This window comes from Microbulbifer yueqingensis, assembly GCF_900100355.1.
GTDB classification, from domain to species: domain Bacteria; phylum Pseudomonadota; class Gammaproteobacteria; order Pseudomonadales; family Cellvibrionaceae; genus Microbulbifer; species Microbulbifer yueqingensis.
In genome coordinates this window covers 733,711-759,432 of sequence record NZ_FNFH01000002.1, presented here as the reverse complement: position 1 = coordinate 759,432, position 25,722 = coordinate 733,711, and the positions used below count along the sequence as shown (strand labels likewise).

General features: G+C 63.2%; 23 protein-coding genes. 14 read left to right on the top strand and 9 right to left on the bottom strand.

The genetic code is table 11. The features are described from left to right. Positions 1 to 136: 136 nt before the first annotated feature. Both gcvT and gcvH read left to right on the top strand, forming a co-directional pair. On the top strand, positions 137 to 1,225 hold the full coding sequence (gene gcvT, locus BLT26_RS07080) for a glycine cleavage system aminomethyltransferase GcvT (RefSeq protein ID WP_091510779.1): 1,089 nt from the start codon (positions 137 to 139) through the stop codon (positions 1,223 to 1,225). Between the two features lie 104 nt (positions 1,226 to 1,329). Beyond that, positions 1,330 to 1,719, top strand: a complete 390-nt coding sequence (gcvH, locus tag BLT26_RS07075) for a glycine cleavage system protein GcvH (protein WP_091510776.1) — start codon at positions 1,330 to 1,332, stop codon at positions 1,717 to 1,719. A 90-nt stretch (positions 1,720 to 1,809) separates the two neighbouring features. Here the strand turns inward: gcvH and ptsP are convergent, their stop codons facing one another. After that, positions 1,810 to 4,065: a phosphoenolpyruvate--protein phosphotransferase gene (gene ptsP, locus BLT26_RS07070; protein ID WP_091510772.1), complete on the bottom strand. Its 2,256-nt coding sequence runs from the start codon at positions 4,063 to 4,065 to the stop codon at positions 1,810 to 1,812. A gap of 168 nt (positions 4,066 to 4,233) precedes the next feature. Continuing rightward, entirely contained in the window at positions 4,234 to 4,908 is a 675-nt protein-coding gene (locus BLT26_RS07065; RefSeq protein ID WP_425435278.1) for an RNA pyrophosphohydrolase, read from the bottom strand. 167 nt (positions 4,909 to 5,075) lie between these two features. Here BLT26_RS07065 and BLT26_RS07060 point away from each other — a divergent pair, with 167 nt between their 5' ends. Beyond that, positions 5,076 to 5,741 carry a histidinol-phosphatase gene (locus BLT26_RS07060; RefSeq protein WP_091510769.1) on the top strand — a complete coding sequence of 222 codons (666 nt, stop codon included), beginning with the start codon at positions 5,076 to 5,078 and terminating at the stop codon, positions 5,739 to 5,741. A gap of 72 nt (positions 5,742 to 5,813) precedes the next feature. Next, a complete protein-coding gene (locus tag BLT26_RS07055; protein WP_245720625.1) occupies positions 5,814 to 6,998 on the top strand; it encodes an imelysin family protein in 1,185 nt (394 codons plus the stop codon). A 75-nt stretch (positions 6,999 to 7,073) separates the two neighbouring features. Here BLT26_RS07055 and mepK read toward each other — a convergent pair whose 3' ends face one another. The 5 genes from mepK to BLT26_RS07030 form a co-directional block, all read right to left on the bottom strand. Beyond that, positions 7,074 to 7,607, bottom strand: a complete 534-nt coding sequence (gene mepK, locus BLT26_RS07050; RefSeq protein WP_091510762.1) for a peptidoglycan L,D-endopeptidase MepK — start codon at positions 7,605 to 7,607, stop codon at positions 7,074 to 7,076. Positions 7,608 to 7,990: 383 nt separating this feature from the next. Beyond that, a complete protein-coding gene (locus BLT26_RS07045; protein WP_091510759.1) occupies positions 7,991 to 9,166 on the bottom strand; it encodes a L,D-transpeptidase family protein in 1,176 nt (391 codons plus the stop codon). Positions 9,167 to 9,169: 3 nt separating this feature from the next. Further along, positions 9,170 to 10,405, bottom strand: a complete 1,236-nt coding sequence (locus BLT26_RS07040; protein WP_091510755.1) for a L,D-transpeptidase family protein — start codon at positions 10,403 to 10,405, stop codon at positions 9,170 to 9,172. Positions 10,406 to 10,570: 165 nt separating this feature from the next. Beyond that, positions 10,571 to 12,502: a L,D-transpeptidase family protein gene (locus BLT26_RS07035; RefSeq protein WP_091510751.1), complete on the bottom strand. Its 1,932-nt coding sequence runs from the start codon at positions 12,500 to 12,502 to the stop codon at positions 10,571 to 10,573. Positions 12,503 to 12,842: 340 nt separating this feature from the next. After that, the gene (locus tag BLT26_RS07030; protein WP_091510747.1) at positions 12,843 to 13,682 is read right to left on the bottom strand and encodes an NRDE family protein; all 840 of its coding nucleotides are present in this window, start codon (positions 13,680 to 13,682) and stop codon (positions 12,843 to 12,845) included. 113 nt (positions 13,683 to 13,795) lie between these two features. Between BLT26_RS07030 and lgt the strand changes: the two genes are divergently transcribed. The 10 genes from lgt (at position 13,796) to BLT26_RS06980 (ending at position 22,356) form a co-directional block, all read left to right on the top strand. After that, complete coding sequence (gene lgt, locus BLT26_RS07025) at positions 13,796 to 14,635, top strand: prolipoprotein diacylglyceryl transferase (protein WP_091511165.1); 840 nt, start codon at positions 13,796 to 13,798, stop codon at positions 14,633 to 14,635. A 33-nt stretch (positions 14,636 to 14,668) separates the two neighbouring features. After that, positions 14,669 to 15,502: a thymidylate synthase gene (locus BLT26_RS07020; RefSeq protein WP_091510744.1), complete on the top strand. Its 834-nt coding sequence runs from the start codon at positions 14,669 to 14,671 to the stop codon at positions 15,500 to 15,502. Further along, positions 15,502 to 16,011: a type 3 dihydrofolate reductase gene (gene folA, locus BLT26_RS07015; protein ID WP_091510739.1), complete on the top strand. Its 510-nt coding sequence runs from the start codon at positions 15,502 to 15,504 to the stop codon at positions 16,009 to 16,011. Before BLT26_RS07020 ends, folA begins: the two co-directional genes overlap by 1 nt. Before the next feature lie 272 nt (positions 16,012 to 16,283). Then, entirely contained in the window at positions 16,284 to 17,066 is a 783-nt protein-coding gene (locus BLT26_RS07010; protein WP_091510731.1) for a DUF3450 domain-containing protein, read from the top strand. Continuing rightward, positions 17,063 to 18,433 carry a MotA/TolQ/ExbB proton channel family protein gene (locus tag BLT26_RS07005; protein WP_091510727.1) on the top strand — a complete coding sequence of 457 codons (1,371 nt, stop codon included), beginning with the start codon at positions 17,063 to 17,065 and terminating at the stop codon, positions 18,431 to 18,433. Before BLT26_RS07010 ends, BLT26_RS07005 begins: the two co-directional genes overlap by 4 nt. A gap of 14 nt (positions 18,434 to 18,447) precedes the next feature. After that, complete coding sequence (locus BLT26_RS07000) at positions 18,448 to 18,975, top strand: MotA/TolQ/ExbB proton channel family protein (RefSeq protein WP_091510724.1); 528 nt, start codon at positions 18,448 to 18,450, stop codon at positions 18,973 to 18,975. A 127-nt stretch (positions 18,976 to 19,102) separates the two neighbouring features. Then, complete coding sequence (locus tag BLT26_RS06995; protein ID WP_091510722.1) at positions 19,103 to 19,504, top strand: ExbD/TolR family protein; 402 nt, start codon at positions 19,103 to 19,105, stop codon at positions 19,502 to 19,504. A 5-nt stretch (positions 19,505 to 19,509) separates the two neighbouring features. Further along, complete coding sequence (locus BLT26_RS06990) at positions 19,510 to 20,133, top strand: energy transducer TonB (protein WP_091510719.1); 624 nt, start codon at positions 19,510 to 19,512, stop codon at positions 20,131 to 20,133. Between the two features lie 11 nt (positions 20,134 to 20,144). Next, a complete protein-coding gene (locus tag BLT26_RS06985; RefSeq protein ID WP_091510716.1) occupies positions 20,145 to 21,482 on the top strand; it encodes a tetratricopeptide repeat protein in 1,338 nt (445 codons plus the stop codon). A 226-nt stretch (positions 21,483 to 21,708) separates the two neighbouring features. Beyond that, positions 21,709 to 22,356: an energy transducer TonB gene (locus BLT26_RS06980; protein WP_091510713.1), complete on the top strand. Its 648-nt coding sequence runs from the start codon at positions 21,709 to 21,711 to the stop codon at positions 22,354 to 22,356. Between the two features lie 65 nt (positions 22,357 to 22,421). Here the strand turns inward: BLT26_RS06980 and ilvD are convergent, their stop codons facing one another. Both ilvD and argA read right to left on the bottom strand, forming a co-directional pair. Beyond that, a complete protein-coding gene (gene ilvD, locus BLT26_RS06975; protein ID WP_091510709.1) occupies positions 22,422 to 24,257 on the bottom strand; it encodes a dihydroxy-acid dehydratase in 1,836 nt (611 codons plus the stop codon). Between the two features lie 135 nt (positions 24,258 to 24,392). Continuing rightward, complete coding sequence (gene argA / locus BLT26_RS06970; RefSeq protein ID WP_091510708.1) at positions 24,393 to 25,712, bottom strand: amino-acid N-acetyltransferase; 1,320 nt, start codon at positions 25,710 to 25,712, stop codon at positions 24,393 to 24,395. Positions 25,713 to 25,722 lie beyond the last annotated feature (10 nt).

The window sequence follows — 25,722 nt, the reverse complement described above, 5'->3', positions numbered from 1 at the left end:
TTTGTCGGCGACTGGCGGGGCCGGCAGGTTTAAGTCCCGCCGGCTGCTAGGCTTGCAGGATATCTCCATCTGGTAACGGCGGTGGCGCGGCCGGTAGAATACCCGGCTTTCATTCAGGCAGACTCGAGAACAAAAGATGGGAAACAGAACGCCTCTGTATGACGCACATGTCGCCATGGGCGGCAAAATGGTGGATTTCGGTGGCTGGGATATGCCACTGCACTATGGTTCGCAGCTGGAAGAGCACAACAAGGTGCGCACCGCCGCGGGCATGTTTGATGTCTCCCACATGACCGTCGTGGATATCGATGGCGACGGCGCCCGCGACTACCTGCGCCACCTGCTGGCCAACGATGTGGCCAAGCTGGACGGCAAACCCGGCAAGGCGCTGTACACCGGCATGCTGAACGAGCGTGGCGGGGTGATCGACGACCTGATCGTCTACCTGCGCGATCCCGGCTACCGGGTGGTGGTCAACTGCGCCACCCGCGAGAAGGACCTGGCGTGGATGCAGGAGCAGGCGGCGGACTTCGACGTGACCCTGGCCGAGCGACCGGAACTGGCGATGGTGGCGATCCAGGGACCGGAGGCACTGGACAAGGCCAAGGAGGTCCTGGGCATCGAGTGGACGGCTGCCATCGACAGCCTCAAGCCCTTCCAGAGCGTCGCCCGCGGCGACTGGTTTGTGGCCCGCACCGGCTACACCGGTGAGGACGGCCTGGAAATCATGCTGCCGGCAGGCGATGCGGACGGTTTCTGGCGGGCGCTGGAAAAGGCCGGTGTTGCCCCCTGCGGCCTGGGTGCCCGTGACACCCTGCGCCTGGAGGCCGGTATGAACCTCTACGGCCACGAAATGGACGACGACACCTCGCCGCTGGCCGCCAACATGGGCTGGACCATCGCCTGGGAGCCCGAAGAGCGCCGCTTTATCGGGCGCGAGCCGCTGGAGGCCGAGAAGGCCGCCGGCAAGAAACTCAAGTTGGTTGGCCTGGTGCTGGAAGAGCGCGGTGTGCTGCGTGCGGGCCAGGTGGTAAGAGTGGACGGCAGCGACGAGGCCGGTATCATCACCAGCGGTACTTTTTCGCCGACCCTGGGTCATTCCATTGCGCTGGCGCGGGTGCCGGTAAGTGTCGGCGACAGCGCCCAGGTGGAAATCCGCAAGAAGCTGGTGCCGGTAAAGGTGGTAAAGCCCTGCTTCGTGCGCAACGGCAAGTCCGTGATCTGAGGCCGGTAACCGCCGGGATATGAGATAAAGACCGTGCATGGAATCGCGCAGGCGCACCGTGTCCGGTTACGGTTTATAGAAATGCTTAATCGAGGGATCACCGCATGAGCGAAATTCGCAATGAACTGAAGTACCTCTCCAGCCACGAATGGGCGCGCCTGGAAGAGGACGGCACTGTCACCGTGGGTATCAGCGACCACGCCCAGGATGCGCTGGGTGATGTCGTCTACGTGGAAACCCCGGAAGTGGGCGCCACCCTGGCCGCCGGCGACGAGGCGGGTGTCGTTGAGTCGGTGAAAGCCGCCAGCGATATCTACGCGCCGGTTTCTGGCGAGGTGGTAGAGGTAAACGAGGCACTGGAAGATGCCCCGGAAACCGTCAATAGCTCCCCCTATGACGAGGGCTGGTTCTACCGCGTGAAGCCCAGCGATACCAGCGAGCTGGACAAGCTGCTGGACGCCGATGCCTACCGGGCCGAGTCCGAAGAGGACTGATCCTGGCCGACAGGGCGACAAGGCCGCAGCGGGCAACCGCTGCGGCTTTTTTTGTGGGCGCGTGTTATGGGTGGGGTACTGGCGTCCCGGTTACTGGGGTTGCAGCAGGGCCTTCAGCCCCATCTCGGTGAGGTAGTCGCGCACCGTATGCTCGATCTCCTGCGGGCTGTGCATCGGCAGCACCCGCTGCAGCAGCTCGTCCGCTTCCGGCTTGGTCACCGCGCGCAGCGCCGCCTTGACCCGCGGGAGGTTGGTGGCATTCATCGACAGCACATCGTATCCCATTGCCATCAGAAGCAGCGCTCCGCCGGGATCGCCGGCCAGCTCGCCGCAGATACCCACCTTGGTGCCGGCTTCGTGGCCGGCGGTGATGATCTCCTGGAGCGCCCGCAGTACCGCCGGGTGCAGTGAGTGGTAGATACCGGCGACACGGCTGTTGCTGCGGTCAACCGCCAGCAGGTACTGGGTGAGGTCGTTGCTGCCCACCGAGATGAAATCCGCCTGCTCCGCCAGCTCCCGTGCCTGGTATACCGCGGAGGGCACCTCGATCATGATCCCCAGCGGGGGCATGGCGATGTCGAAACCCTCGTCCACCAGTTCGGCGTGGGCCCGTTCCACCAGCTTGCGCGCCGAGACCAGCTCGCCGATGCCGCTGATCATGGGCAGCATGATGCGCAGGTTGTCGAGCCCCAGGCTGGCCTTCATCATTGCCCGCACCTGGCCCAGGAAAATCTCCGGGTGGTCCAGGGTTACGCGGATGCCCCGCCAGCCGAGGAAGGGGTTGGTCTCCTCGATGGGGAAGTAGGCCAGCGCCTTGTCGCCGCCGATATCCAGGGTGCGCATGGTCACAGGGCGGGGGGCGAACGCCTCCAGCTGCTCGCGGTAGATCTCGCGCTGTTCCTCCTCCGACGGGAAGCGGTCGCGCAGCAGGAAGGGCACTTCGGTCCGGTAAAGGCCCACGCCCTCGGCGCCCCGCTCCAGCGAGCGCACCACGTCGGCCATCAGGCCGGTATTGACCCACAGGCGTACGCGGTGCCCGTCGGCAGTCTCGGCCGGCAGCGTGGCCAGGTAGTCGAGGTTTTTCGCAAGCTCGCGCTCCTCTTCCACGATACTGTCGTAGCGCCGCCGGAGCTCCGGGCTCGGGTGCACGAACAGCTCGCCGCGGTAGCCATCCACTACCAGGTCCTCGCCGTCGATCCGCTCAAAGGGCAGCTCCTGGGCCCCCATCACCGCCGGCAGTCCCATGGCACGGGCGATAATGGCCACGTGGCTGTTACCGGACCCCTTGACCGACACCAGCCCGATCAGTTTCTCCCGCGGCACCTGTGCCAGGGTCGCCGCCGTGAGCTCCTCGCCCACGAGGATGGTGTTTTCGGGATAGTCCCGCTCCGCCTGCTGCTGCTGGCGCAGGTGCATCAGCACGCGCGCGCCCAGGTCGCGCACGTCGGCGGCGCGGTCGCGGAAGTAGGAGTCGGACATGGCCTCGAAGCGCCGCACGTGCTCGAGCATTACCTCGGCCCAGGCGCGGCTCGCGGTGAGCTGCTGCCGGATGCGGTCGCACACCTCGACGGCAATGGAGCTGTCGTCGAGCATGCTGATATAGGCATCGAACAGCGCCCGCTCCTCGCGGTTGAGGTCCCCCTTGAGCTGCTCGCCCACTTCGCGGATCTCTTCGCGGGCATTCGACAGCGCCTGCTGGAACAGCTCCAGCTCGGCATCAACGTCCATACAACAGGCGTAGGGCACCGTGGCCAGGTTGGCCGGCGGCACCACGATGTGCGCGCGGCCGATGGCGACGCCGGGTGATGCCGCCAGGCCGGTGAACTTGGCCTCGCGTCGCTGCTGGCCGATGGCGGCCAGGGCGCCTGTGGCCTCGGCGTGGGCGATCACCCCGGCCAGTTGTGCCGACAGGGTGACCAGGAAGGCCTCCTCGCCCTCGTCGAAGCGCCGCTGCTCGGCCTGCTGCACTACCAGTACGCCGAGCACCTGCCGGTGGTGGATGATGGGGGTGCCGAGAAACGCGCTGAAACGCTCCTCACCGGTGGCGGGGAAATAATGATAGGCCGGGTGCGCCTCGGCCCGCTCCAGGTTGATCGGTTCCTCCCGGGTCACCACGTTGCCGACCAGGCCCTCGCCGGGCGCCAGGTGCACGTTGCCCACGGCATCGGGGTTGAGGCCGCGGGTTGCCATCAGCACATAGGTGCCGGACTGGTTATCGCGCAGGTAAACGGAACAGACCCTGGTGTGCATCACGTCGCGCACTCGCCGGACGATGATATCCAGCACCGCGGGCAGGTCCCGCGCCGCGTTGACTTCCTGAACGATGCTGCGAAGTGATCCGAGCAAAAGCCTTTCCTCGCCGTGGAGCGGAACTGTCCGCCGGCAGCAGCGCTGCGGCGTATGATTGGCGGGGCATGTTGCCAGGCCCGGCCCGCTTGGTCGCTGGCTCGGGCGGGCGCGGCTCCCTCCGCGGTTCGCTATCCGGTTGACAGGTTGCCGGTTAAACGGACAGGACTAACCTCGCTCGTCCAGCCAGCGCTTTTCCAATTGTATTTGCTGGGGGGCCAGTTCGGTAAGCGCGCGTCGGTAAACTTCGCGCTTGAAGGCCACCACCTTGTCCAGGGGGTGCCAGTAACTGACCCAGCGCCAGTGGTCAAATTCGGGCTTGTAGCCATTGTTGAAACTGATGGCAGATTCGGGCGCCTGCAACTGCAGCAGGAACCACTTCTGTTTCTGCCCGATACACAGGGGTTCCGAGCGCCGGCGCACCAGGCGCTGGGGCAGGCGGTAGCGCAACCAGCCACGGGTGCAGGCGATCATGCGCACCTGGTCGCGGGTCAGGCCGATTTCCTCGTACAATTCGCGATAGAGCGCGTGCTCCGCGGATTCCCCGGGATTGATGCCGCCCTGTGGAAACTGCCAGGCGTCCTTACCGCCGACCCGCCGCGCCCAGAGTGCCTGGCCGCGATCATTCAGGACAATGATGCCGACATTGGGGCGAAACCCCTCCGCGTCGATATTGCTGCTGTTGTCGCCGCCCTGGCTGCGCGCCTTGCGGTTGGCGGGCGGCGCGTCGATGCGGTTGGACTTGGCGGATCTGCGGCGATTCTTTCGCCCGGGCTGCTTTGGCTTGCCGTCGCCCAAATTCCCGTCCTCTAAATCTGTTGGCGCGGCCTCTTCACCGCGCACTGTTGCCAAGCATTGTTCCACAGCGGGGGACATAACTGCAATTCAGTGAAACGTATCCTGTGAACCGTTCCCGGGCAGGGTAAAATTGACCGCCGCGGGGACCCCTGGTCCCGGCGACTGGCGGCAATTTGTTCGCTGCCGGCTATAGTCTGATAAGGGAGCGTGCGGTGCATTTGGCAATTTTTGACCTGGATAACACTCTGATCGGCGGTGACAGCGATTACGCGTGGGGCGAGTTCCTGGTGGCCCGGGAACATGTCGACAGCGATCGCTACCGGTCAGCCAATGACCGCTTCTACCGCGACTACCAGCGCGGGGAACTGGATATCTTTGCCTACCTGGAGTTCGCGCTGGAGCCGCTGGCCCAGATTTCCCGGGTCCAGCTGGCCAATCTCCAGCGAGAGTTCATGCGCGAGGTCATCAGTGAAATCTGGTTGCCGCGGGCCGAGGAGCTGATCGGGGAGCACCGGCGCAAGGGTCACCACATCATGATTATTACCGCGACCAACCGCTTCGTGGTTGAACCCATTGCCGCCCGGCTGGGGGTCGATACCCTGCTGGCAACGGAGCCGGAGGAGGTCGAAGGCAGCTTCACCGGACGGGTACTGGGCGAGCCCTGCTTCCGGGGCGGCAAGGTGTTGCGGCTGGACCAGTGGCTGGCGCGAAACCCTGAGTACCAACGCGGGGAGAAGTGGTTCTACAGTGATTCCATCAACGACCTGCCGCTGCTGGAACGGGTGGAGCACCCGGTAGCCGTGGACCCGGACGCGCGCCTGCGCGCCGAGGCCGAGCAGCGGGGCTGGCCGATTATCAGCCTGCGGAGCCAGGATTAAACACCGGGGCGCCCGCGCACAGCGGGGCGTTGCGGGACCGACAATGTTCAATTGCTTGAAATGGGGAACTGTGTGACTGGATCAATCGTTCTCAGGCGCGCTGTAGCGATGACTGCCGCAGTGCTGGTGGTGCTCGGGCTGGCAGGCTGCGAGACGCGGGATAAACAGCAGCAGCTGGAACAGCCGGGAGAGGTGGCGCCGCGGGAGATCGACCGCAAGAAGGCCGAGCGTTTCTCCCATACCTTCTGGCAGGCCGGCGAGGCCCACCTGATCGACGCCCGCGCCTCGGTCGAGGCCCTCAACCGGGCGCTGGAGACGCTGCTCGACAAGCCCAGTGAGGACCACCTGGAGTCTGCCAAGCTCGCGTGGCTGGATGCCCACCGTGAATTCGCCGGGGCCCTGCCCTATATACAGCTGGCTTTTGCCCCGGCCGAGCTGCGTGACCAGGGGCGCGAGCTGGTGCTGGCCATGGACAGCTGGCCGGTGCAGGCAGGCTACCTGGACACGGTGCCGGGTTACTCGGAAAGCGGCATCGTCAATGACACCGCGGTGGAACTGACCCTGGCCAACCTGCGCCGGCAGCACCGGCTGACTGCCCACGAGGAGGCGAGTACCGGCTTCCACGCGCTGGAAATCATGCTCTGGGGGCCCACGAGTGAGCGCACGGCGGAGGAATTCCAGCCCGCCGACAAGGGCGAGGAGCCGGAGGCGCTGGCGGCCAACCGCCGCCGTGAACTCACCCGCCTGATGGGCCGCGCGCTAGAGGAAGACCTGGAAGGTCTGGTGCGGCGCTGGCCCTTCAAGGCGAATGACCTGTCGCGCCATTTCCTCGCCCTTGAGCCTGCCGCACGGCTGCAGCAGGTGCGGGCATCCCATATCCGCACCGTCGACGAGGAGATACTGCGCCGCGTCCCGGAGAGTTCCGAGAGCGATGTGGAGAGCGGCCGTGCGGCTGACTCCAAGCAGGCGATCCTGGCCATGTTGCGCACCCTGCAGGCGGCCTGGGTGCCCACCAAGGGGCCCGGCATGGCAGAACTGCTGCTGGACGTGCGCCAGCAGGAGCTGCTGGAGCAGGATTTCGAGGCGCTCGAGGAGCTGCTGGTGAAGATGGAAGACCCGATTGAGCTGGCCGAGCTCGGGCAGCTGGCGAAAGCAAGGGAACTGCTGGAGGAGATGGCCGGGCTGATGTCGGGCCGCAAGGAGGTGCCAGCTTCTGAGGAGGAGATGACCCCGGTCTCTTTCACCACCGGCAACTGAATCGCTGGAGCCTCCCGTAAACGACAAACCCCGGCCATGGCCGGGGTTTGTGTTTGGTGTCGTCGAGCCTGTGGTTTACCAGCTGCGTACCGGACCGGTATCGACGTGCACGAAGCCGCTCTTCGGGTAGTGGCCTACACCACCAGCCCTGAGATCCATGGCCGCCCGGCGCAGCTTGGAGGTGCTGATACCCGGGAAGCGGATATCGAGCGCCATGCCGCGGGTGTGGTAGCTGCGTCGTGCAACACCACGCCCCTGTGCGCGCAGTTTGGCGTTGGTCTTGGGTGAACGGTAGCCGGAGATGATCTCCACGGTGCCGTTAAAGCCCAGTTTCTGCTTCAGCTTGTAGACAATGTCAAACAGCTCCGGGTCCATACGCGTAACTTCGTTGGCGCGGTGGTCGCGCAGCAGACGGTTGAACTGCTTCAGGCCGCTGCTATCGTAGTCACCATTCGACCAGAAGGCGGTGTTCAACGTCTCTCCGGTGTGCAGGTTGCGCATTTTCAGTGTGCGGGCATTGCCCACTTTCGCGAGTGTCGGTCCGGCAGTGACCGCAGCCGCTGTTGCGCAGGTAACTGCCAGGAATCGACGTCTGGATGGATTGTTCATACCCTGTTTCCGCCTCGTCATGTGTTTCTCTCTCTTGCCTGTGGAACCCGTCGCGTTGCTCTGGGCGCCGTCAGGCACGGGAAGAAATGTACGAAAAATAACCACCCGTTACAAACCTTTTACCGTTAATTACAAAAGAATCGAAAGACAGGTTTGGCAAAATTGTTCTATTGGGCTATAGGAGAGCCGCACTGTGTGCGCCAGATCCGTCACTTGGGAGCGCCCAACTGAGACAGCGTTGTCAGTGCGGGTCTGGTGGCTGAAAAAAAATTTTTTTGCGACTATCTGGTGTTGTTTTGTGCCCCCCGGGGGCCGACCGGCGGTCCGCACCGGACGAGGGCGGTTGGTAAGCCTGCAGATAGCTTGGTAGGAGAGCGTTCAGGTCACTCCGGTGTGGTCTCGGAGCGGTCGTGATGATAGATATCGCGGCGGAACTGGGGGCGGCCGTCCCCGTCAATCCATGCCGTGAGATACGCGATGAACAGCCTTGCCGGTTTCTCCACCCGGATATTCATGGTCTCGGTACCGGTGGTCACCTGGGCGATGCGTGTGCGGTCCCAGCCCTGCCTCTCCAGCAGCGCGTAGGCAAGCTCCTCGGGGCGTTCCAGCCGGATGCAGCCATGGCTGAAGGCGCGCTGGCTCAGGGCGAAGAGGCTCTGGGCCTGGGTGTCATGGAGGTAGATCGACTGCCGGTTGGGAAGCACGAACTTGACCCGCCCGAGCGTGTTGCCGGGGCCGCTCAACTGGCGCAGCGTGGCGTGGCCGTCGGCGGCACGGTCAATACTGTGGGCGGAGATGGGCGCGGTGTGGCCGTTGCGGTAGGAGACCACCCGGTAACCCCGGTTGTGCATGGCTTCGGGGTTGTTGCGGGCCTTGGGCAGCAGCTCGGTCAGCAGGATACTGCGCGGCACCGTCCAGGTGGGATTGAGCACCACATTGGTGATGCGGCTGGTAATCTCGGGAGTGCGAGAGCTGGTCTTGCCCACCACCGTCTTCATTCCCAACACCTCTCGCCCTCCCTCAATCAGCTGCAGGCGGTACTCGGGAATATTCACCAGGACATAGCGGTCCTTGCGCGGCAGCGGCAGTTTTTCCCAGCGCTGGGCGTTGAGCTCCAGCTGGCGCGCGCGGGTGGCCGGGCTGACTGCAAGTTCACGCAGGGTGCGATAGTCGACGGTGCCGTGGGGCTTCAGTCCATGGCGGCGCTGGAAGCGCTCCACGGCTGTCTGCACGGCGCTGTCGAAGCGGGACGGGTCCGGGGGAATCAGGGTGACGGGCCCGGGCAGGCCGTGGTAATCCCCGAGCAGTTCCAGCGCGTCGCGAAGCTGCGTCACGCGCTTGTCACGGTCCCCGGGCTGCAGCGGCGGGCCCCTGTCCACAGGCCGCCAGCCGGCTTCCATCTGGCGATAGCGCTCTGCCTCCGCCCGGAGCCTGGCGGCGGCCTCGGCGCCATCCGCGGGCGGGCTCACGGCGAAGCCGGGGATTGCCAGGGTGCCCGACAGTACTGCCGCGAGCATGTATGGCAGCCACCGTCGGAGGATCATGGGTGTGGTAGCCATGCCCTATTCAGCCGCCCGGGCGGCATCCTCCGGGTCCCGCTCGTAGATATCCGGGCGGAATTGCAATAGGCCCTCCTCATCCACCCACGCGGTCCAGTAGGCGATATACACCGGCAGCGGCTGTTCCAGGGGCACGCCGCGGGTACGGGTTGTGTTCAGGTAGCGTTCGATGCGCCGATCGCTCCAGTTGTTCTGCTCCGCCAGCATCAGGCGTGCGAACTCCAGCGGTTTTTCCAGGCGGATACAGCCGTGGCTGAAGGCACGTTCATTCTTCTTGAACAGGTGCTTGCTGTTGGTGTCATGCAGGAAGATGGCGTCGCGGTTGGGGATGACAAACTTCACCCGTCCCAGTGCATTTCCCGGTCCGCCCTTCTGGTGCAGCATGATCTTGCCGCGGCGAATTCCGGCAATATTTCCGCGCGTAAAGGGCACCGCCCGCCCGCGATGGTTGACCAGCCGGTAGCCGTCGGCAGCCAGGCTGGCACTGCCCTTGGGCAGCAACTCGCGCAGGGCGATATTCTGCGGCACCCGCCAGATCGGGTTGAACACCACGCGGGTCATACGGGTACTGATCTGCGGCGTGGCGTGCTTGGGTTTCCCCACGACCACGCGCATGCGGAAGGACTCGCGTTCGCCGTCCATCAGGCGCAGGCTGTAGTCCGGTATGTTGACCAGGATGTAGCGCGGGCCCAGCTCCCGCGGCATATTCCGCAGGCGCACCAGGTTGGCCAACAGTGTTTCGGCCCGCCTGGCCGGGGGGACATTCAGGTGCGCCCGGGTGGCGTCGTCCACCAGGCCGCTGTCCCTCAGGCCGTGGCGGCGCTGGAAGCGCTGTACCGCCTGTAGCAGCCGCGAGTCGTATTCGTCCGCGCCATGGGCCGGGTCGCGGTGGTCCTCGAGGGAATAGTCGCCGTACTGCATGAGCAGGCTGCGCAGTTGCGCGACCCGTGGGTCGCGCGTGCCGGGGGCCAGCGCCGCGCCCGCGGGCAGCGGCTGCCAGGCATCGCCGGCAGTGAGGGCCCGGTAGCGAGCCAGCTCTTCAGCCAGCAGGGCGTGCTGGCGACCGTACGGGCTAAAAGGGTCGAGAGTTTCCCCGACCGGGCTGGCGGCGGGGTCTGCACCGGTGGTTGCAGCAAGCGGGCCCTGGGCCGAAAGCCCTACGGCGATTGCCAGTGCCAGCGCACTGCAACGCCGGGTGGACGGAATTTCGCGGAACCGTTGATGGTTGTCGGCACCCATGACTTACCCCTGTGAGACGGAATCGGCCAGATGGACTGAGACTCGTGCTCACAGTGATAACTAATGGGGGTGCCCGAACCAATACTTATGGGGAATGCGCCACGCGCCCCTCAGGGCGAAAAAGGAATATGCGCGGCCGGCCGGGGCCTCCGGCCGCGCTTCCGGTCAGAACTGGTTGGCGGCGAGACCGTCCTTGCCGTAAATGTCCGGCCGGAAATGCAGCTGACCCTGCCCATCGACCCAGGCAGTCCAGTAGGTGATATATACCTTAACGTTTCGCTTCATGTTCACCTCGGTAGTCTCGTCGCCCACGGTGAGCTGGTTGATGCGCCACTGGTCCCAGTCACCCTGCGGGCGCAGCAGTGCCTCGGCCAGGTGGCGGGGTTTCTCCAGGCGGATACACCCGTGGCTGTAGCCGCGCTCGGTCAGCGAGAAGAGGCTGCGGGCACGGGTGTCATGCAGGTAGATATCGTCGGTATTGGGGATCTCGAACTTGACCCGGCCGAGGATATTGTCCTCTCCACCCAGCTGTCGCATCAGGAATGATCCCTGCTTGGCGGCGGACAGGTTCTTGGAGGTGAGGGGCAGGTGCTCCCCACTGCCGCTGACTACACGGTACCCCATTTTCTCCATGCCCTCCGGGTTGGCGCGTGCCTTGGGCAATATTTCATTGACCAGGATACTGCGCGGCACGGTCCAGGTAGGGTTGAACACTACCCTGCTGACCCGGGTGGTAATCTCCGGCGTGGCGTGCTTCTTCTTTCCGACCACCACATTCATCGACAGCTGGATACGGTCATCCTCCACGTAATACAGCTCGTACGCGGGTACATTCACCTGGATGAAACGGTCCCCGAGGTTGGTCGGCAGCTCCCTGCGCCGGCGGATATTCTTCTCGATAATGTTGACGCGGGCCGTGGGCGACAGGTTCAGGCGCGCCCGGGTCTCGCGCCCCACGATGCCGTCGGCCTTGAGTCCATGACGACGCTGGAAGCGCAGCACAGCCTCATGCAGGCGGCGGTCGAACCGGGTGCTGTTGGCCTCACCGGTGTAACTGCGGTAGTCGCCATACAGGGACAGCAGGTTGCGCAGGTGGGCGACGTTGGGATGGCGGGCACCAATGGTCATCGCCGGACCGGCCGGGAGCGGGCGCCAGCGGCCACTGTCAGCGATGCTGCGGTAGAGTGCCAGCTGTTCCCGCAGTGCCTGCTCCTCGCGCCCGTAAGGGGTGTCTTCCGCTATGTACGGGCCCTCGCTGTGGTCGGGCGCGCCACCGACCGCGGGCAGGCCGTCACTGGTGGTGTAGCTGCGCTGGCCGTTGCGCGGGGGCAGTCCCCCGGGGGCGAAGCGCGAGCTGGTACTGCGGCTGCGGGCCTCGCCGCTGCGTGGATAGGAGTAGTGACGCGAGCGGTCGATATTGCGGCTGCGGGTATAGTGGCGGTAACGGTTGATGTCACTTTCCCGGCGCACGGTGGCGCCCCGCTCATAGCCGCGGAAATACTTGCGGCCGCTGGAGCTGGCCTGGCGTTGCGCGGTATAGGCCACCAGCTCGAAGCGGCCCTCGTTGTGACTGACGGGCGTGATGTCGCGCTCCCTGCGGGTGCGGGGTTTCATCTTGTCGAGCTGGGTATCCTGCGCGTAAGACACAAATGCATCGGTCAACAGTACATCCAGCACTGCCGCCATCTGCAGGCGCTGTGGTGTATCGCGCAGGGTGCGGTCGAAGTAGCCCAGGTGGTAGCGGTAATCCACCATACTGCTCGGGTTGCCGGAGCTCGAGGCAGTCAGCTGCTTGAGCAGGTCATTGGCGGTGTCGCTCAGGCTGTAGTTGTCGAACCAGAGCAGCCGATAGTCGGTGCGCTCATAGATCCGGCGCACGGCGGCCGGATTGAAGATAGGATCCTGGGCCGGCCAGGAATCGGGGTTTTCAACCAGCCAGCGAATCAGGTGGGGGCGCACGGCATTTTCCGGCAAGACCGGCACCGTCTGCTGGTTCGCGGTAAAGGCGTAATAGAGGGCGACTATGCACAGGCTGCCAAGCATCAACAATGGCAGTACAGATTTGCGTGTGCGGCGCTCAGGGTTGAAATACGACATGGTACCTCAGCGATGCTGCAGGGCCCGGTGCAATCCGAAATTCAGACGTCGGGCGCCAGATCGTTCATACCTTCCCAACCTGCGGCGAGCCCGTCCTGTTGTGCGTCGATAGTGACTTATCGACGGCCCGCCTTTGTCTTGCGTCCCGCGCGACGTTCCTTTTTATGGGCGGCTGTCCCGCGCTGTTGCGCGTATATCAACATTGGCCGCCCCGTGAAATTAAGTATGGCAACAATTCGGGGATTTGCTTGGCGCACCGTTCATTTCACTCTATGTGACAGCGCTATTTGGGACTGCGTGGTCAAAGTCCCCGGCGGCGGGATGGGAGAGGAGGGCAGGATCAGCCGGAGGTGCGGGGGGAGGTGAGGGTATAGTGGCGCAGGGGCCCCGCGCCCGTGTCCTCGTCAAAGTTCTGCTCCCAGAGCTGGGTCACGCCCTCCCGGTCCACCGCCACCAGCGTGCTGGCGCGAGTGCCGTAAGCGTCCCGCGGGGCCTCGATACCGTCGCGCGGAACCGCCAGTTCGCCGGGCGGGATATGGACGAAGATGGGCGACAGCGCGTGCTCGAGCTCGCCGCCGACGCCGGTGTCGGGCAGCGCATCGCGCGGGGGGCGCCGGCGGTCGGCCAGCAGCTCCAGGGCGGGCGCGACAAAGTTATCCCGGTCGATTTCGCCGGCCAGCTTGCCTACCAGCGCTGCCAGTTGCTCCCGCCCGCGCACCACCTTGGGCCAGGGGGCGTCGGGGGCGCCGTTGGAGATGCCGTGAATGCCGGGGGAGAAGGCAAAGGCGGGATGGCGATTGCCGGCACAGACCAGTTCCCGTTGGGCGCCCAGCTGGAATAGCAACGCATTGAACCCCCGGTAGCGCGGCGCCGCGAGCTGTAGGGCAAAATCGTCCGGAGGAGTCGAGCCCAGCAGGAAATCGCGCGGGATATCGCCGCGGGAGAGCGGTTCCGCCGGGCTCGGCACCTGGGGCTCGCGGATGTTGGTGACCGCTGCCACCCGTCCGGCGGCGACCCCGGCCCAGGTGCCGCCCGCCTGCAGGTCGCGGCCGGCCACAACGCCGGTCTCCCCCCAGTAGCCGGCCGGGGCCGAGGGGCGGCTGAAGAACTCGTCCCGGTTGGCGGCCATCAGCAGCGGGTAGCGGGGATGGGCGCGATACGCAAAAAGCAGCAGGCACATGGCGGTACTTCCGGTCTCACTGTTCTGGATTGCCCCGCACCGGTCGGCGGCACTTTGGCAGCGGGCGCGTTTACGCCCATAATACGCGCTTTGCCAACAAAGCCGATCTGACCATGCTGACTTACCCTGAAATCGACCCGGTTGCCGTGGCCATAGGGCCGCTGAAAGTGCACTGGTACGGACTCATGTACCTGGCGGGCTTCATCGCCGCCTGGTGGCTGGCCCTGCGGCGCGCGGCCAAGCCCTGGACCCCCCTGGTCAAGTCGGAGGTGGAGGACCTGATCCTCTATTGCGCCATTGGCGTGGTCGCTGGCGGTCGCCTCGGCTACATGTTCTTTTATAACTTCCCGCAGCTGGTGGAGGAACCGCTGTCGCTGTTGCGTGTGTGGGAAGGGGGCATGAGCTTTCACGGCGGCCTGGTGGGCGTGATGCTGGCTACTGCGATTTACGCGCGCAAGATAGGTACCACCTTCCCCGACCTGATCGACTTCGTCGCGCCGCTGGTGCCGATCGGCCTGGGACTGGGGCGTCTCGGCAACTTCATAGGCCAGGAGCTGTGGGGGCGTCCCACCGACGGCCCCTGGGGGATGGTGTTCCCCCGCGACCCGCAGATGTTGGCCCGCCACCCCTCCCAGCTCTACCAGGCATTCCTGGAGGGGCTGGTGCTGTTTGCGGCCCTCTGGTGGTTCTCACGCAAGCCGCGGCCACGACTTGCGGTCGGGGGGCTCTTCCTTCTTTTATACGGTATTTTCCGCTTCGCGGTGGAGTTCGTGCGGGAGCCGGATGGGCATATCGGCTTTGACCTGTTCGGCTGGATGACCCGCGGTCAGCTGCTCAGCCTGCCGATGATCGTTGCCGGTATCGCGCTGATGGTGTGGAGCTACCGCACCCAGCCAACCCCGGACGAGAACAGTGATCACAAGCCGGCCCAACAGGCGAAGGGCGGCGCCTGAGGGCGGTCCGCAGGCGAGGACAAGGTGTAATAAATGAAGCAATATCTCGATCTGATGCGCCACGTGCGCGACCATGGTACCTACAAGGACGACCGCACCGGCACCGGCACCCGGAGTGTATTCGGCTACCAGATGCGTTTTGACCTGACGGAGGGGTTTCCCCTGGTCACCACCAAGAAGTGCCACCTGCGCTCGATTATTCACGAGCTGCTGTGGTTCCTGCGCGGCGAGACCAATATCGCCTACCTGAAGGAAAACGGTGTCCGCATCTGGGATGAGTGGGCCACGGCCGAGGGTGACCTGGGGCCGGTCTACGGCCACCAGTGGCGCTCCTGGCCGGCTGCCGACGGGCGCCATATCGACCAGATAAAGCTCGTACTGGAGCAGCTCCGCACCCGGCCGGATTCCCGTCGTCTGCTGGTCAGCGCCTGGAATCCCGCCGATCTTCCCGACGAGGGGGTGTCGCCGGCGGACAACGCCGTGGCGGGGCGGATGGCCCTGGCGCCCTGCCATGCACTGTTCCAGTTTTATGTGGCCGATGGCCGCCTGTCGTGCCAGCTCTACCAGCGCAGCGCCGATATATTCCTCGGCGTGCCGTTCAATATCGCTTCCTACAGCCTGCTCACGCTGATGATGGCCCAGGTCTGTGGCCTGCAGCCCGGAGAGTTCATCCATACCTTCGGCGATGCCCACCTGTATTCCAACCACATGGAGCAGGTAGAGGAGCAGCTGTCCCGCGAGCCGCTGCCCCTGCCGCAGATGCACCTCAACCCGGATGTCACCGACCTGTTCGAGTTCCGCTTCGAGGACTTTGAGTTGCGTGGCTACGAGGCGCACCCGCACATTCCTGCACCGGTGGCGGTCTGATGGGCGCCCCGGTAGCACTGATCGCCGCGGTGGCGCGCAACGGCGCCATTGGCCTGGGCAACAGCCTGCCGTGGCGGATCTCCGGCGACCTGCAGTACTTCAAGCGCACCACCCTGGGGAAACCGGTGGTTATGGGGCGCAAGACGTTCGAGTCCATCGGGCGGCCACTGCCCGGTCGCGACAATATCGTGATCTCGCGCAACCCGCAGTGGGGCGCGGATGGGGTAATCTCCGTTTCCTCACTCGGGCAGGCGCTGGCGGTGGCAGGGGAATCCGCGGTCGCCAGCGGTGCAGATGAGGTGATGGTGATCGGCGGGGCCGAGATCTACCGGCAGGCGCTGCCGCTGGCCCGGAGGCTATACCTGACCGAGGTGGACGCCGAAGTCGAGGGGGACGCTTTCTTTCCGGAGATTGATGACTCTTGGGTCGAATCGTTCCGCGAGTGCCATCCGGCCTCGGATAAAGACGAATACAACTACTGTTTAGTCCGGTACGACAGGTCAAAATAAATACGGGTTGCACAAAATATGTGCAATCTGGTAATTTCCCGGTCCTCGCACATTGAAATTGCCGCCGCAATTGGGTGCACATGACTCGCAGGTGTTACCTGTTTGTTACCGTGCTACACACGCGGGCCGATACTCTTAAACGGCATTTGAATAATCAAGTCGGCTGTTTACAATGTGCGGCTCTTAGCTGTCTTCAAGCCTAAAACTACCGCGTTGTGGCAGCTAATTCATCGCGACCATGTTGTGAAATATTGAACCCACTGGGGGGTCTAATGAAAACCAAGCGATTCATGGCTGTGGCGCTGACCACTGCGCTGTCTGCCGGCGCGCTCTACGGCAGCGTAGCCACTGCGGATACACTCGACAATGTGCTCGCCGTGGGCCAGCAGAAAACCACTGCGGCTCAGGCTTCACAGAAGCGCATTGACAAGATTGCCGAAGAAACCAGCAGCCTGCTGCAGGACTTCAAGGTAGTGAACAAGGAAATTGACGGCCTGCGTGTCTACAACCGTCAGTTGGAAAAGCAGCTGGCCAACCAGCTGGCAGTGATCAAGGACCTGGAAGAGTCCATCGAAAACGTCACTGTAATCGAGCGCCAGATCCAGCCGCTGATCCTGCGCATGCTCGACGGCCTGGAGCAGTTCATCAAGCTGGACGCACCGTTCAAGCTGGAAGAGCGCCTGGCCAACCTGCAAAACGTCAAGAACAACATGGACCGTTCCGATATCACCGTAGCGGAGAAATTCCGCCAGGTGCTGGAACTGTACAACTTCGAAGCCGAGTACGCGCGTGGTATCGACAGCTACGGCACCACCCTGAACGTGAACGGCCAGGACCGCGAAGTAAACGTCCTGCAGATCGGTCGTATCGCCCTGGTGGCTCAGACCACCGATTCCAAGATCTCCCTCGCCTACGACAAAGAGCAGAAGGGCTGGGTTGAGATTGATGCCGGCGACTACCGTCGCGCCATCATGCAGGGCCTGAAGATTGCCAAGAAGCAGGCTACCACCGACATCATGACCATGCCGATTGCGGCTCCGGAGGCAGCGCAATGAAAACCTCTATCGCCAAACGCGTAATTGCAGTAGCAGCGGCCGGCCTGATCAGCGCTTCCGCCGTTGCGCAGGAAAAGGCTCAGTCCCTGGACGAACTGCTGCAGATGGTTCGCAACTCCAAGGTTGCCGAGTCCAAAGAGCACAAGCAGCGTGAAGCCCAGTTCCGTCGCCAGAAGGCCAACCAGCAGTCCCTGCTGAACCAGGCCAAGCAGACCCGTACTCAGGAAGAAGAGCGTTCCGCGCGCCTGGAAGCCAAGTACCAGGAGCAGGAAGTAATGGTCCAGCAGAAGCGTGAGCAGCTGGACGAGCGCATGGGCTCCCTGAAAGAACTGTTCGGTCACATGACCTCCACCGCCGGCGACCTGCGCGCTACCCTGGAAACTTCCATCGTTTCCGCGCAGTACCCGGGCCGCGGTGAGTTCCTGGATCAGCTGATCGACAAGATGAACTCCCAGACCAAACTGCCGACCATCGAAGAGATCGAGCGCCTGTGGTTCGAACTGCAGCGCGAAATCGTTGAGGACGGCAAGGTAGTCAAGTTCAACGGTACCGTGATCAAGCCCGACGGCGAGCAGGTCGAACAGGAAGTTGTCCGTGTGGGTAACTTCAACCTGGTTTCCAACGGCAAGTACCTGGAAATGAACGACGCCCAGAAAATGGCCGAGCTGATTCGCCAGCCCGACAGCGAATACCTGTCCATGGCAGAAAACCTGCAGGCGGCCACTTCCGGCTTCACCGCTTTCGGTGTTGACCCGACCGGCCCGACCGGCGGTTCCTACCTGAAGGCCATGATCAACAGCCCCGACATCGTCGAGCGCTGGCACCAGGGTGGCATTGTTGGCTACATCATCACCGCTGTTGGTGTGATCGCCATGCTGCTGGCCATCTGGCGCCTGCTCGTCCTGTCCGGCGTGTCCTCCAAGGTTAACGCGCAGCTGCGCGACCCGCAGCCGAACACCAACAACCCGCTGGGTCGTGTTCTGGCCGTGGCCGAAGAGAACAAGGGCATCGACGGCGAGACCCTGGAGCTGAAGATGGAAGAGGCGGTGCTGAAAGAGCGTCCGGCCATCGAGTCCGGCCTGAACCTGCTGAAGATCATCGCCATGGTGGCCCCGCTGCTGGGTCTGCTGGGTACCGTTACCGGTATGATCATCACCTTCCAGGCGATCACCATCTTCGGCGCCGGCGACCCGAAAGCGATGGCCGGTGGTATCTCCTCAGCCCTGGTAACTACCGTTCTGGGTCTGTGTGTGGCTATCCCGACCGTGCTGATGCACACCATCGTCAACGGCCGCGCCAAGCGTATCCTGCACATCCTCGATGAGCAGAGTGCCGGTATCGTGGCGGAAAACGCCGAGCGTAAATAAGAGGAGGCGGCAACATGCACGCATTAAATGACGCATGGGCCGCCGTCAACGCCTTTATGGCGTCGGGCGGGCCAGTACTGTTTCTGATCGCCGGCCTGACCTTCTTCATGTGGACGCTGATTTTCGAGCGCATCTTCTACTTCAACAAAGGTCTGAAGGGAGATGTCCAGGGTGCGATGGACCAGTGGGAGGAGCGCGCCGAGCGCAAGTCCTGGAATGCCCATCGCATCCGCGAAGCGCTGATTTCACGGGTATCCGGGAAAATCGATGACAATATGGACATGATCCAGGCCTGCGTGGCCCTGGCACCCCTGTTCGGGCTGCTGGGCACGGTCTGGGGCATGATCAACGTCTTCGAGGTCCTCGCGATCACCGGTGGTGGTGACGCCAAGCAGATGGCCAGTGGTGTATCCATGGCGACCATCCCGACAATGGCGGGTATGGTTACTGCCCTGTCAGGGGTATTCGCCAACACCTACCTCACCCGTAAGGCGGAGCGCGAAACCCAGCTGCTGGAAGACCATCTGACGATGGATCACTAAGGCACCACAAAAGGCAAAGCAGCTAGGCCAGTGCGCGAGCTTATTTGCTGTGAAGGTTTAGCCAAGCCAGAAACTCTCGCGGGGTCCCTGCGGGGCCCTGTTGAGGAAGTTCGCTGAGAGAGTTGCTATGAGCAAGAGACAAAATACGGCCGAAGAAGAACAGGGAGCTATTGACCTCACGCCCATGCTGGACGTGGTGTTCATTATGCTGATCTTCTTTATCGTCACCGCGACCTTTATCAAGGAGCCGGGTGAGGAAGTGGTCAAGCCGGAAGCGACAACCGCTGAACTCAAAGCTGCCTCTATTCTGGTTGCGATCAACGAAAGCAACGAAATCTGGATTGCCAAGGAGCAGGTGGACGATCGCATGGTGAAGGTCACCCTCGAGCGTCTCTATGCCGAAAACCCCAAGGGGTGGTTGGTGATTCAGCCCGATAAGAAGGCAAGTATCGAGAAGGTTGCCCTGATTGCAGATGCTGCCAGGAAGATCGGTATCGAAAAAGTTTCGGTCGCGACAGAAAAGAGTTAACAGCTATGAATCCGGTAAGATTATTAGGGGCCGGTGTGTTGGCGGTCGCCACCACCTTTGGCCTGATCTTCACCATGCATGCGCTGATTGAAGCAAACCTTGGCGCTCCTGAAGAGGAGGAGCAGATCAAGATTGCGGATGTCGTGATGCCGGAGCAGAAGATCGAAACCCAGTACGACACCAGCAAACCGGACAAACCCGACGAGCCGGAGACCCCGCCGCCGGATATGCCGGAGCCTGAGTTCGACGATCCCAACATGGATAACGCCCTCAACATGTCCGCGCCGCGTGCGAGTGCAGACCTGAAGATGGGCGGTATCGGCGGCTTCGCCAGTGAGGGCGACTACCTGCCGATCGTGAAGGTGGCCCCCCAGTACCCGCGCCGCGCGCTGCAGCGTGGTATCGAAGGCTACGCCATCGTCGAATACACCGTAACCAAGAACGGCTCTGTACGTGATGCCAAGGTGATCGAGGCGTTTACCGCCGACGGTAATCCCACCACCATCTTCAACCGCGCTGCGGTGAAGTCTGCGCTGAAGTACAAGTACAAGCCGCGCGTGGTCGATGGTGAGCCGATCGAGGTGCCCGGAGTTCGCACCAAGATCAGCTTTAACATGGCCAGTAACTAAGGGGAAGCACTATGAAGTTGACGACCATGACGAAAGGTTTGTCCAAGTTCGTCTTGCGCACGTCCGTGGCGCTGCCCCTGGTAATGGCACCCGCGGTGAGCGTGACCGTGCTTGAGGCAGTGGGCGTATCCGCGCCCTTTGCCCAGGCCGAGGCGCAGAGCGAGCAGAAGACGCGTAAGGTCCCGGCAATGCGGGAAAACGTGTTCAAGAAGCTGGGCAAGGTCCAGGAAGAGGCCGACGCGCAGAACTGGCCGGCTGCCCTGCAGGCTCTGCGCGAAATGGAAGCCGGGAAATCCAAGTACAACGCGTACGAAACCGCGCAGATGTACTTTTTCTACGGTTTCGTTTACTACAGCATGGAGCGTTACAGGGATGCCATCAATGCCTACAAGCAGGTATTGGCGCAGGGTGTCGAGAATATCCCGGTCGGTGTCGAGCTGAATACGCTGAAGACCATCTCCCAGCTGTACTTTGTTACCGAGGATTTCCAGAACGCCCTGAATTACCTGAACAAGTGGTTCAAGGCCTCCGACAAGGTCGGTGCCGAGGATTACGCCCTGCGTGGCCAGATCTTCTACCAGATGGGTAATGAGGCCAAGGCTCTCCAGGACATCAACCGTGCGGTGTCCATGTATGAGAAAGAGGGCAAGATCCCCAAGGAAAACTGGTTGAGCCTGCAGCGTTACCTGTATTTCGAGAAGAACGATTACAAGAAGGTGACGCAGATCCTGGAGAAGCTGGTGAAGTATTACCCGAAAGGGGATTACTACAAGCAGCTGGCGGGTATGTACGGCGAGCTCAAGCGCGAGAAAGACCAGCTCCATATGATGGAGGCGGCCTACATCGCCGGCGCCCTGCAGAAAGAGAAAGAGCTGTTGAATATGGCCTATCTCTTCATGGGTCACGAGATGCCCTACAAGGGTGCCAAGGTGATCAAGAAGGGCATCGACGATAAGAAGATCGAGCGTACCTCCAAGAACCTGGAGACCCTGGCCCAGGCCTACCAGATGGCCCAGGAACTGCAGAAGTCGATTCCCGAGCTGGAGGCCGCAGCCAAGCTGTCTGATAAGGGTGAGCTCTACTCGCGCCTGGCGGGCATCTACCTGGACCTGGACAAGAACGAGAAAGCCGTAAGCATGGGCAGCAAGGCCCTGCAGAAAGGTGGGCTCAAGCGTGCGGACCAGCTCTACATCGTGCTGGGGATGGCGAATACCAACCTGAAGAAGTACGATGAGGCGCTGAAGCAGTTCAAGAAGGCACTGAAGGACGATCGTTCCAAGAAGTTCGCCGAACAGTGGATCACCTTCGTGGAGAAGGAAAAAGCGCGCGAGGAGCAGCTGGCAATCTAACGCTTGTCACTGCATCCACGATGAAGGCCGCACAGGAATGTGCGGCCTTTTTTCTTTCCTGGCGTCTATATGTAAGCTTGGCCGCCTTCCATGTGTGGCCTTTGGGAATGTGAATAGTTTGCATTTGTGACCGAATGCGCTATAAGTGTATACAGCTGATCAGCTTTTCCATCGCCGGCCCCAGTGCCGGACCTTGAAAGACACCAGAATAATAAGGAGTGGTGTTATGGATAGAGCTTGTTCAGTCGAATCGCGCATTTTTTATTCTTTCCTTCCTCTGGACCCCCCGGTTCGCAGCCTGGCGCTCGCAGCCCTGGTCACCCTGCTGCTGCTGTTCGCCATGAGCCGGCTGATTGCCACCAGTTATCAGGCTGCGGCGGAACCCGAGCCGATCCCTGTCCGGCCCATACACATCCCGGAGATGAAGCCCACCGAGAACATCGATCGGCGGCCTGTGCGCCCGGAGCTGCCCCCCGCGCAGCCGCCGGTCAGCACCATCGAGCGGGCCGTGGACCCGACCAGGCTCACCACGCTGCCCGCACCGCCCGGCCCGGGGTTCGACCGGGGCGGCCCGGTGGCCATCAATCGTGATCCTGTCCCCCTTTACAAGCCGGCCCCGAGCTACCCCTCGGCGGCACTGCGGCGCGGGCTGGAGGGTTATGTAGTAGTGGAGTTCACCATCAGTGAAACAGGCAGGGTAATGGCGCCGCGCGTGGTGGCGGGATTCGACAGTGCCGGCAATGAAACCAGGGTATTTGATCGCGCGGCCCTGAGCGCGGTAAGTCGTTTCAAGTACCAGCCGTCGATGGACGACGGCCGGCCGGTGAAACGCCACGGGGTGCGCAACCGGATCTCATTCCGGCTGGCTGATTAGACGGGAATGCCAGGGGGCGATGAGCCCGCCCCCTGGCGCTTGGGAGGTGCAGTAGTGGTGGGGGTTCAGTCGATTTCCCGCACCGCGCCACGATCGGCGCTGGTGGCCAGCAGCGCATAGGCCTTGAGCGCCCGACTGACCTTGCGCGGGCGCTGCTCGGCCGGTTGCCAGGCGTCTTTGCCGCGGGCATTCATCGCCTGGCGCCGCTGCTCTAGCTCCTCGTTACTGATGCCCACCTCGATGGTGCGCGCGGGGATATCGATCCGTATCGGGTCGCCGTCCCTGACCAGCCCGATGTTGCCCCCGGCGGCCGCTTCCGGGGAGACGTGGCCGATAGACAGGCCCGAGGTGCCACCAGAGAAGCGGCCGTCGGTAATCAGCGCGCATGACTGGCCCAGGCCTTTCGACTTCAGGTAACTGGTGGGGTAGAGCATTTCCTGCATGCCGGGACCGCCCTTGGGGCCCTCGTAGCGCACGATGACCGCCTCGCCCTCCTGCACCTTCCCCTCGAGAATGTGCTGCACCGCGGCCTCCTGGCTCTCGACGATGTGTGCGGGGCCCTCAAAGCGCCACAGCTCTTCCTCCACGCCGGAGGTCTTCACCACGCAGCCATTGGGGGCCAGGTTGCCGAACAGCACCGCCAGGCCGCCCTCGCTGGAATAGGCATGCTCTATCGAGCGGATACAGCCGTTGGCGCGGTCGCCGTCCAGGGATGACCAGCGGCAATCCTGGCTGAATGCGGTCTGTGTGGGAATCCCGGCGGGGCCCGCGCGGAAGAACTTGTGTACCTCCGGCGCATCGGTGCGGCGAATATCCCACTGCTGCAGTGCCTCCGCCAGGCTGTTGCTGTGCACGGTCGGCAGGGAGGCGTCGATCAGGCCCGCCGCCTCGAGCTCGCCGAGAATTGCCATGACCCCGCCGGCGCGGTGCACGTCCTCGATATGGTATTTCTGCGTATTGGGCGCCACCTTGCACAGCTGTGGGATTCGGCGGGAAAGCTCGTCGATGTCCGCGAGGTCGAAGGCGATCTCGCCCTCCTGCGCTGCGGCCAGCAGGTGCAGGATGGTATTTGTCGACCCCCCCATTGCTATGTCCAGCGCCATGGCATTGGCAAAGGCTTCGCGGTTGGCAATGGTGCGCGGCAGCGCACGCTCATCATCGCCCTCGTACCAGCGCTTGGCCAGGCTGACAATCTCCCGGCCGGCACGCAGGAACAGCTGCTCGCGGTCGGCATGGGTGGCAAGCATGGTGCCGTTGCCGGGGAGGGACAGGCCAAGGGCCTCGGTGAGGCAGTTCATGGAGTTGGCTGTGAACATGCCGGAACAGGAGCCGCAGGTGGGGCAGGCGGAGCGCTCATACTCCTCTACCATCTCGTCGGAGGCATCATCGGTGGCGGCGATCACCATGGCGTCCACCAGGTCCAGCTTGTGTTCGGCGAGCTTGGTCTTGCCGGCCTCCATGGGGCCGCCGGACACGAAGATCGCCGGGATGTTCAGGCGCATGGCTGCCATCAGCATCCCCGGCGTGATCTTGTCACAATTGGAGATGCACACCAGCGCATCGGCGCAGTGGGCATTGGCCATGTACTCGACAGAGTCGGCGATGATCTCCCGGCTCGGCAGGCTATAGAGCATGCCGTCGTGGCCCATGGCGATGCCGTCATCCACCGCGATGGTATTGAACTCCTTGGCCACGCCCCCGGCGCGCTCGATCTCGCGGGCCACGAGCTGGCCCATATCCTTCAGGTGCACGTGGCCGGGGACAAACTGGGTAAAGGAATTGGCCACCGCGATGATCGGTTTGTGGAAATCGTCGTCCTTCATTCCCGTGGCCCGCCACAGGGCCCGGGCGCCCGCCATATTGCGGCCGGCGGTGGAGGTGCGTGAGCGGTACTCTGGCATAAAACTGCGTCCGACTGTCCTGAAGTAATGGAGCGACAGCTTAACAAAAAACAGCCGGATTCGGGATGGCTTTTCGCGGCCGGCAGTCTGTAAGGATTAAATTAGGATGCACGTTTCTCAATATGCGGCTGACTGTTAGGCCTGTTGCGCGCCTAGCGCCTTGCGCAGTACGCGTGAATTGCGCTGGATGTTGTAGAGCGACTGGCGTGCAGCGGGCAACTCCTCCACCGCGACCTGGCGGAAGCCCTGCTCGATGAACCAGTGCTCCGCCTGGGTGGTAAGGACGTAGAGTTCGTCGATGCCGAGGGCACGCGCCTGCCGCTCCAGGTGATGTAGCAGTTTGGCCCCGCGGCCACCCCCGCGGAAATCCGGGTGAATCGCCACGCAGGCCAGCTCGGCGGCCACCGTTTTCCCCTGTTTGTCGTCGATTGGATAGAGGGCCGCGCAGGCCACCGCGGTGCCGTCGACTTCAGCCAGGGTGAAGTGGTCGATCTCCGCCTCGAGCTTTTCCCGCGAGCGCCTGACCAGGATGCCCTGTTTCTCCAGGGGGCGGATCAGCCCGAGGATGCCACCCACGTCGGCGATGCGGGCACGGCGGATCACCTCGTAGCTGTCGCGGTAGATCATGGTGCCGGTGCCCTCGCGCCGGAACAGCTCCTGCACCAGCGCGCCGTCGTCGGCGTAACTCAGCAGGTGGGTGCGCGGGGTGCCGGCGTTACAGGCGTTGATCGCGCAGCGCAGGGACTCGCTCTCTACCTGTTGCGCCGCCTGCTCTGCCTGCAGGATGCTCAGCTCCCGCACCGGGCCGCCGTCGATCAGCAGTTGCGGCTGCTCCCGGAACAGCACGAGCTTTTCTGCATCGAGTGCCCGCGCCGCCTCGGCGGCCAGGTCGAGATAGTTCAGGTTGAACTGCTCACCGGTAAGCGATGTGCCGAGCGGGGACAGCAGCACCAGTGCACCCTGCTCCAGTGAGTGGTTGATGGTGCTCACTTCCATCCGCCGCACGCGTCCGGTCCAGCGCAGGTCGACGCCGTCTAGCACACCGATCGGGCGGGCCGTCACCAGGTTGCCGGAGATTACCTTGAGCGAGGAGCGGGCCATGGGTGAGTCCGGCAAGCCCTGGGAGAAAGCCGCCTCTATGTCGAAGCGCAGCTTGCCCACCGCCGCCTTGATGATCTCGAGGGTTTCCCGGTCGGTAATGCGTGTGTTGCCGTGAAAGCGGTTCTCGATACCCTGCTCCTGCAGGGCGTGGTTGACCTGCGGCCGGGCGCCGTGCACCACCACCAGCCGGATACCCAGGCTCGCAAGCAGGGCCAGGTCGTGGACCAGGTTGCGGAAATTCGCGTGCTGGAGGCCGTCCCCGGGTATGGCGATCACCAGCGTGCGCCCGCGCAGATCATTGATATAGGGCGCGGCGTGGCGGAACCAGTTGAGGGAGGTGTTATCTTCGCTCACGAGTGGACGT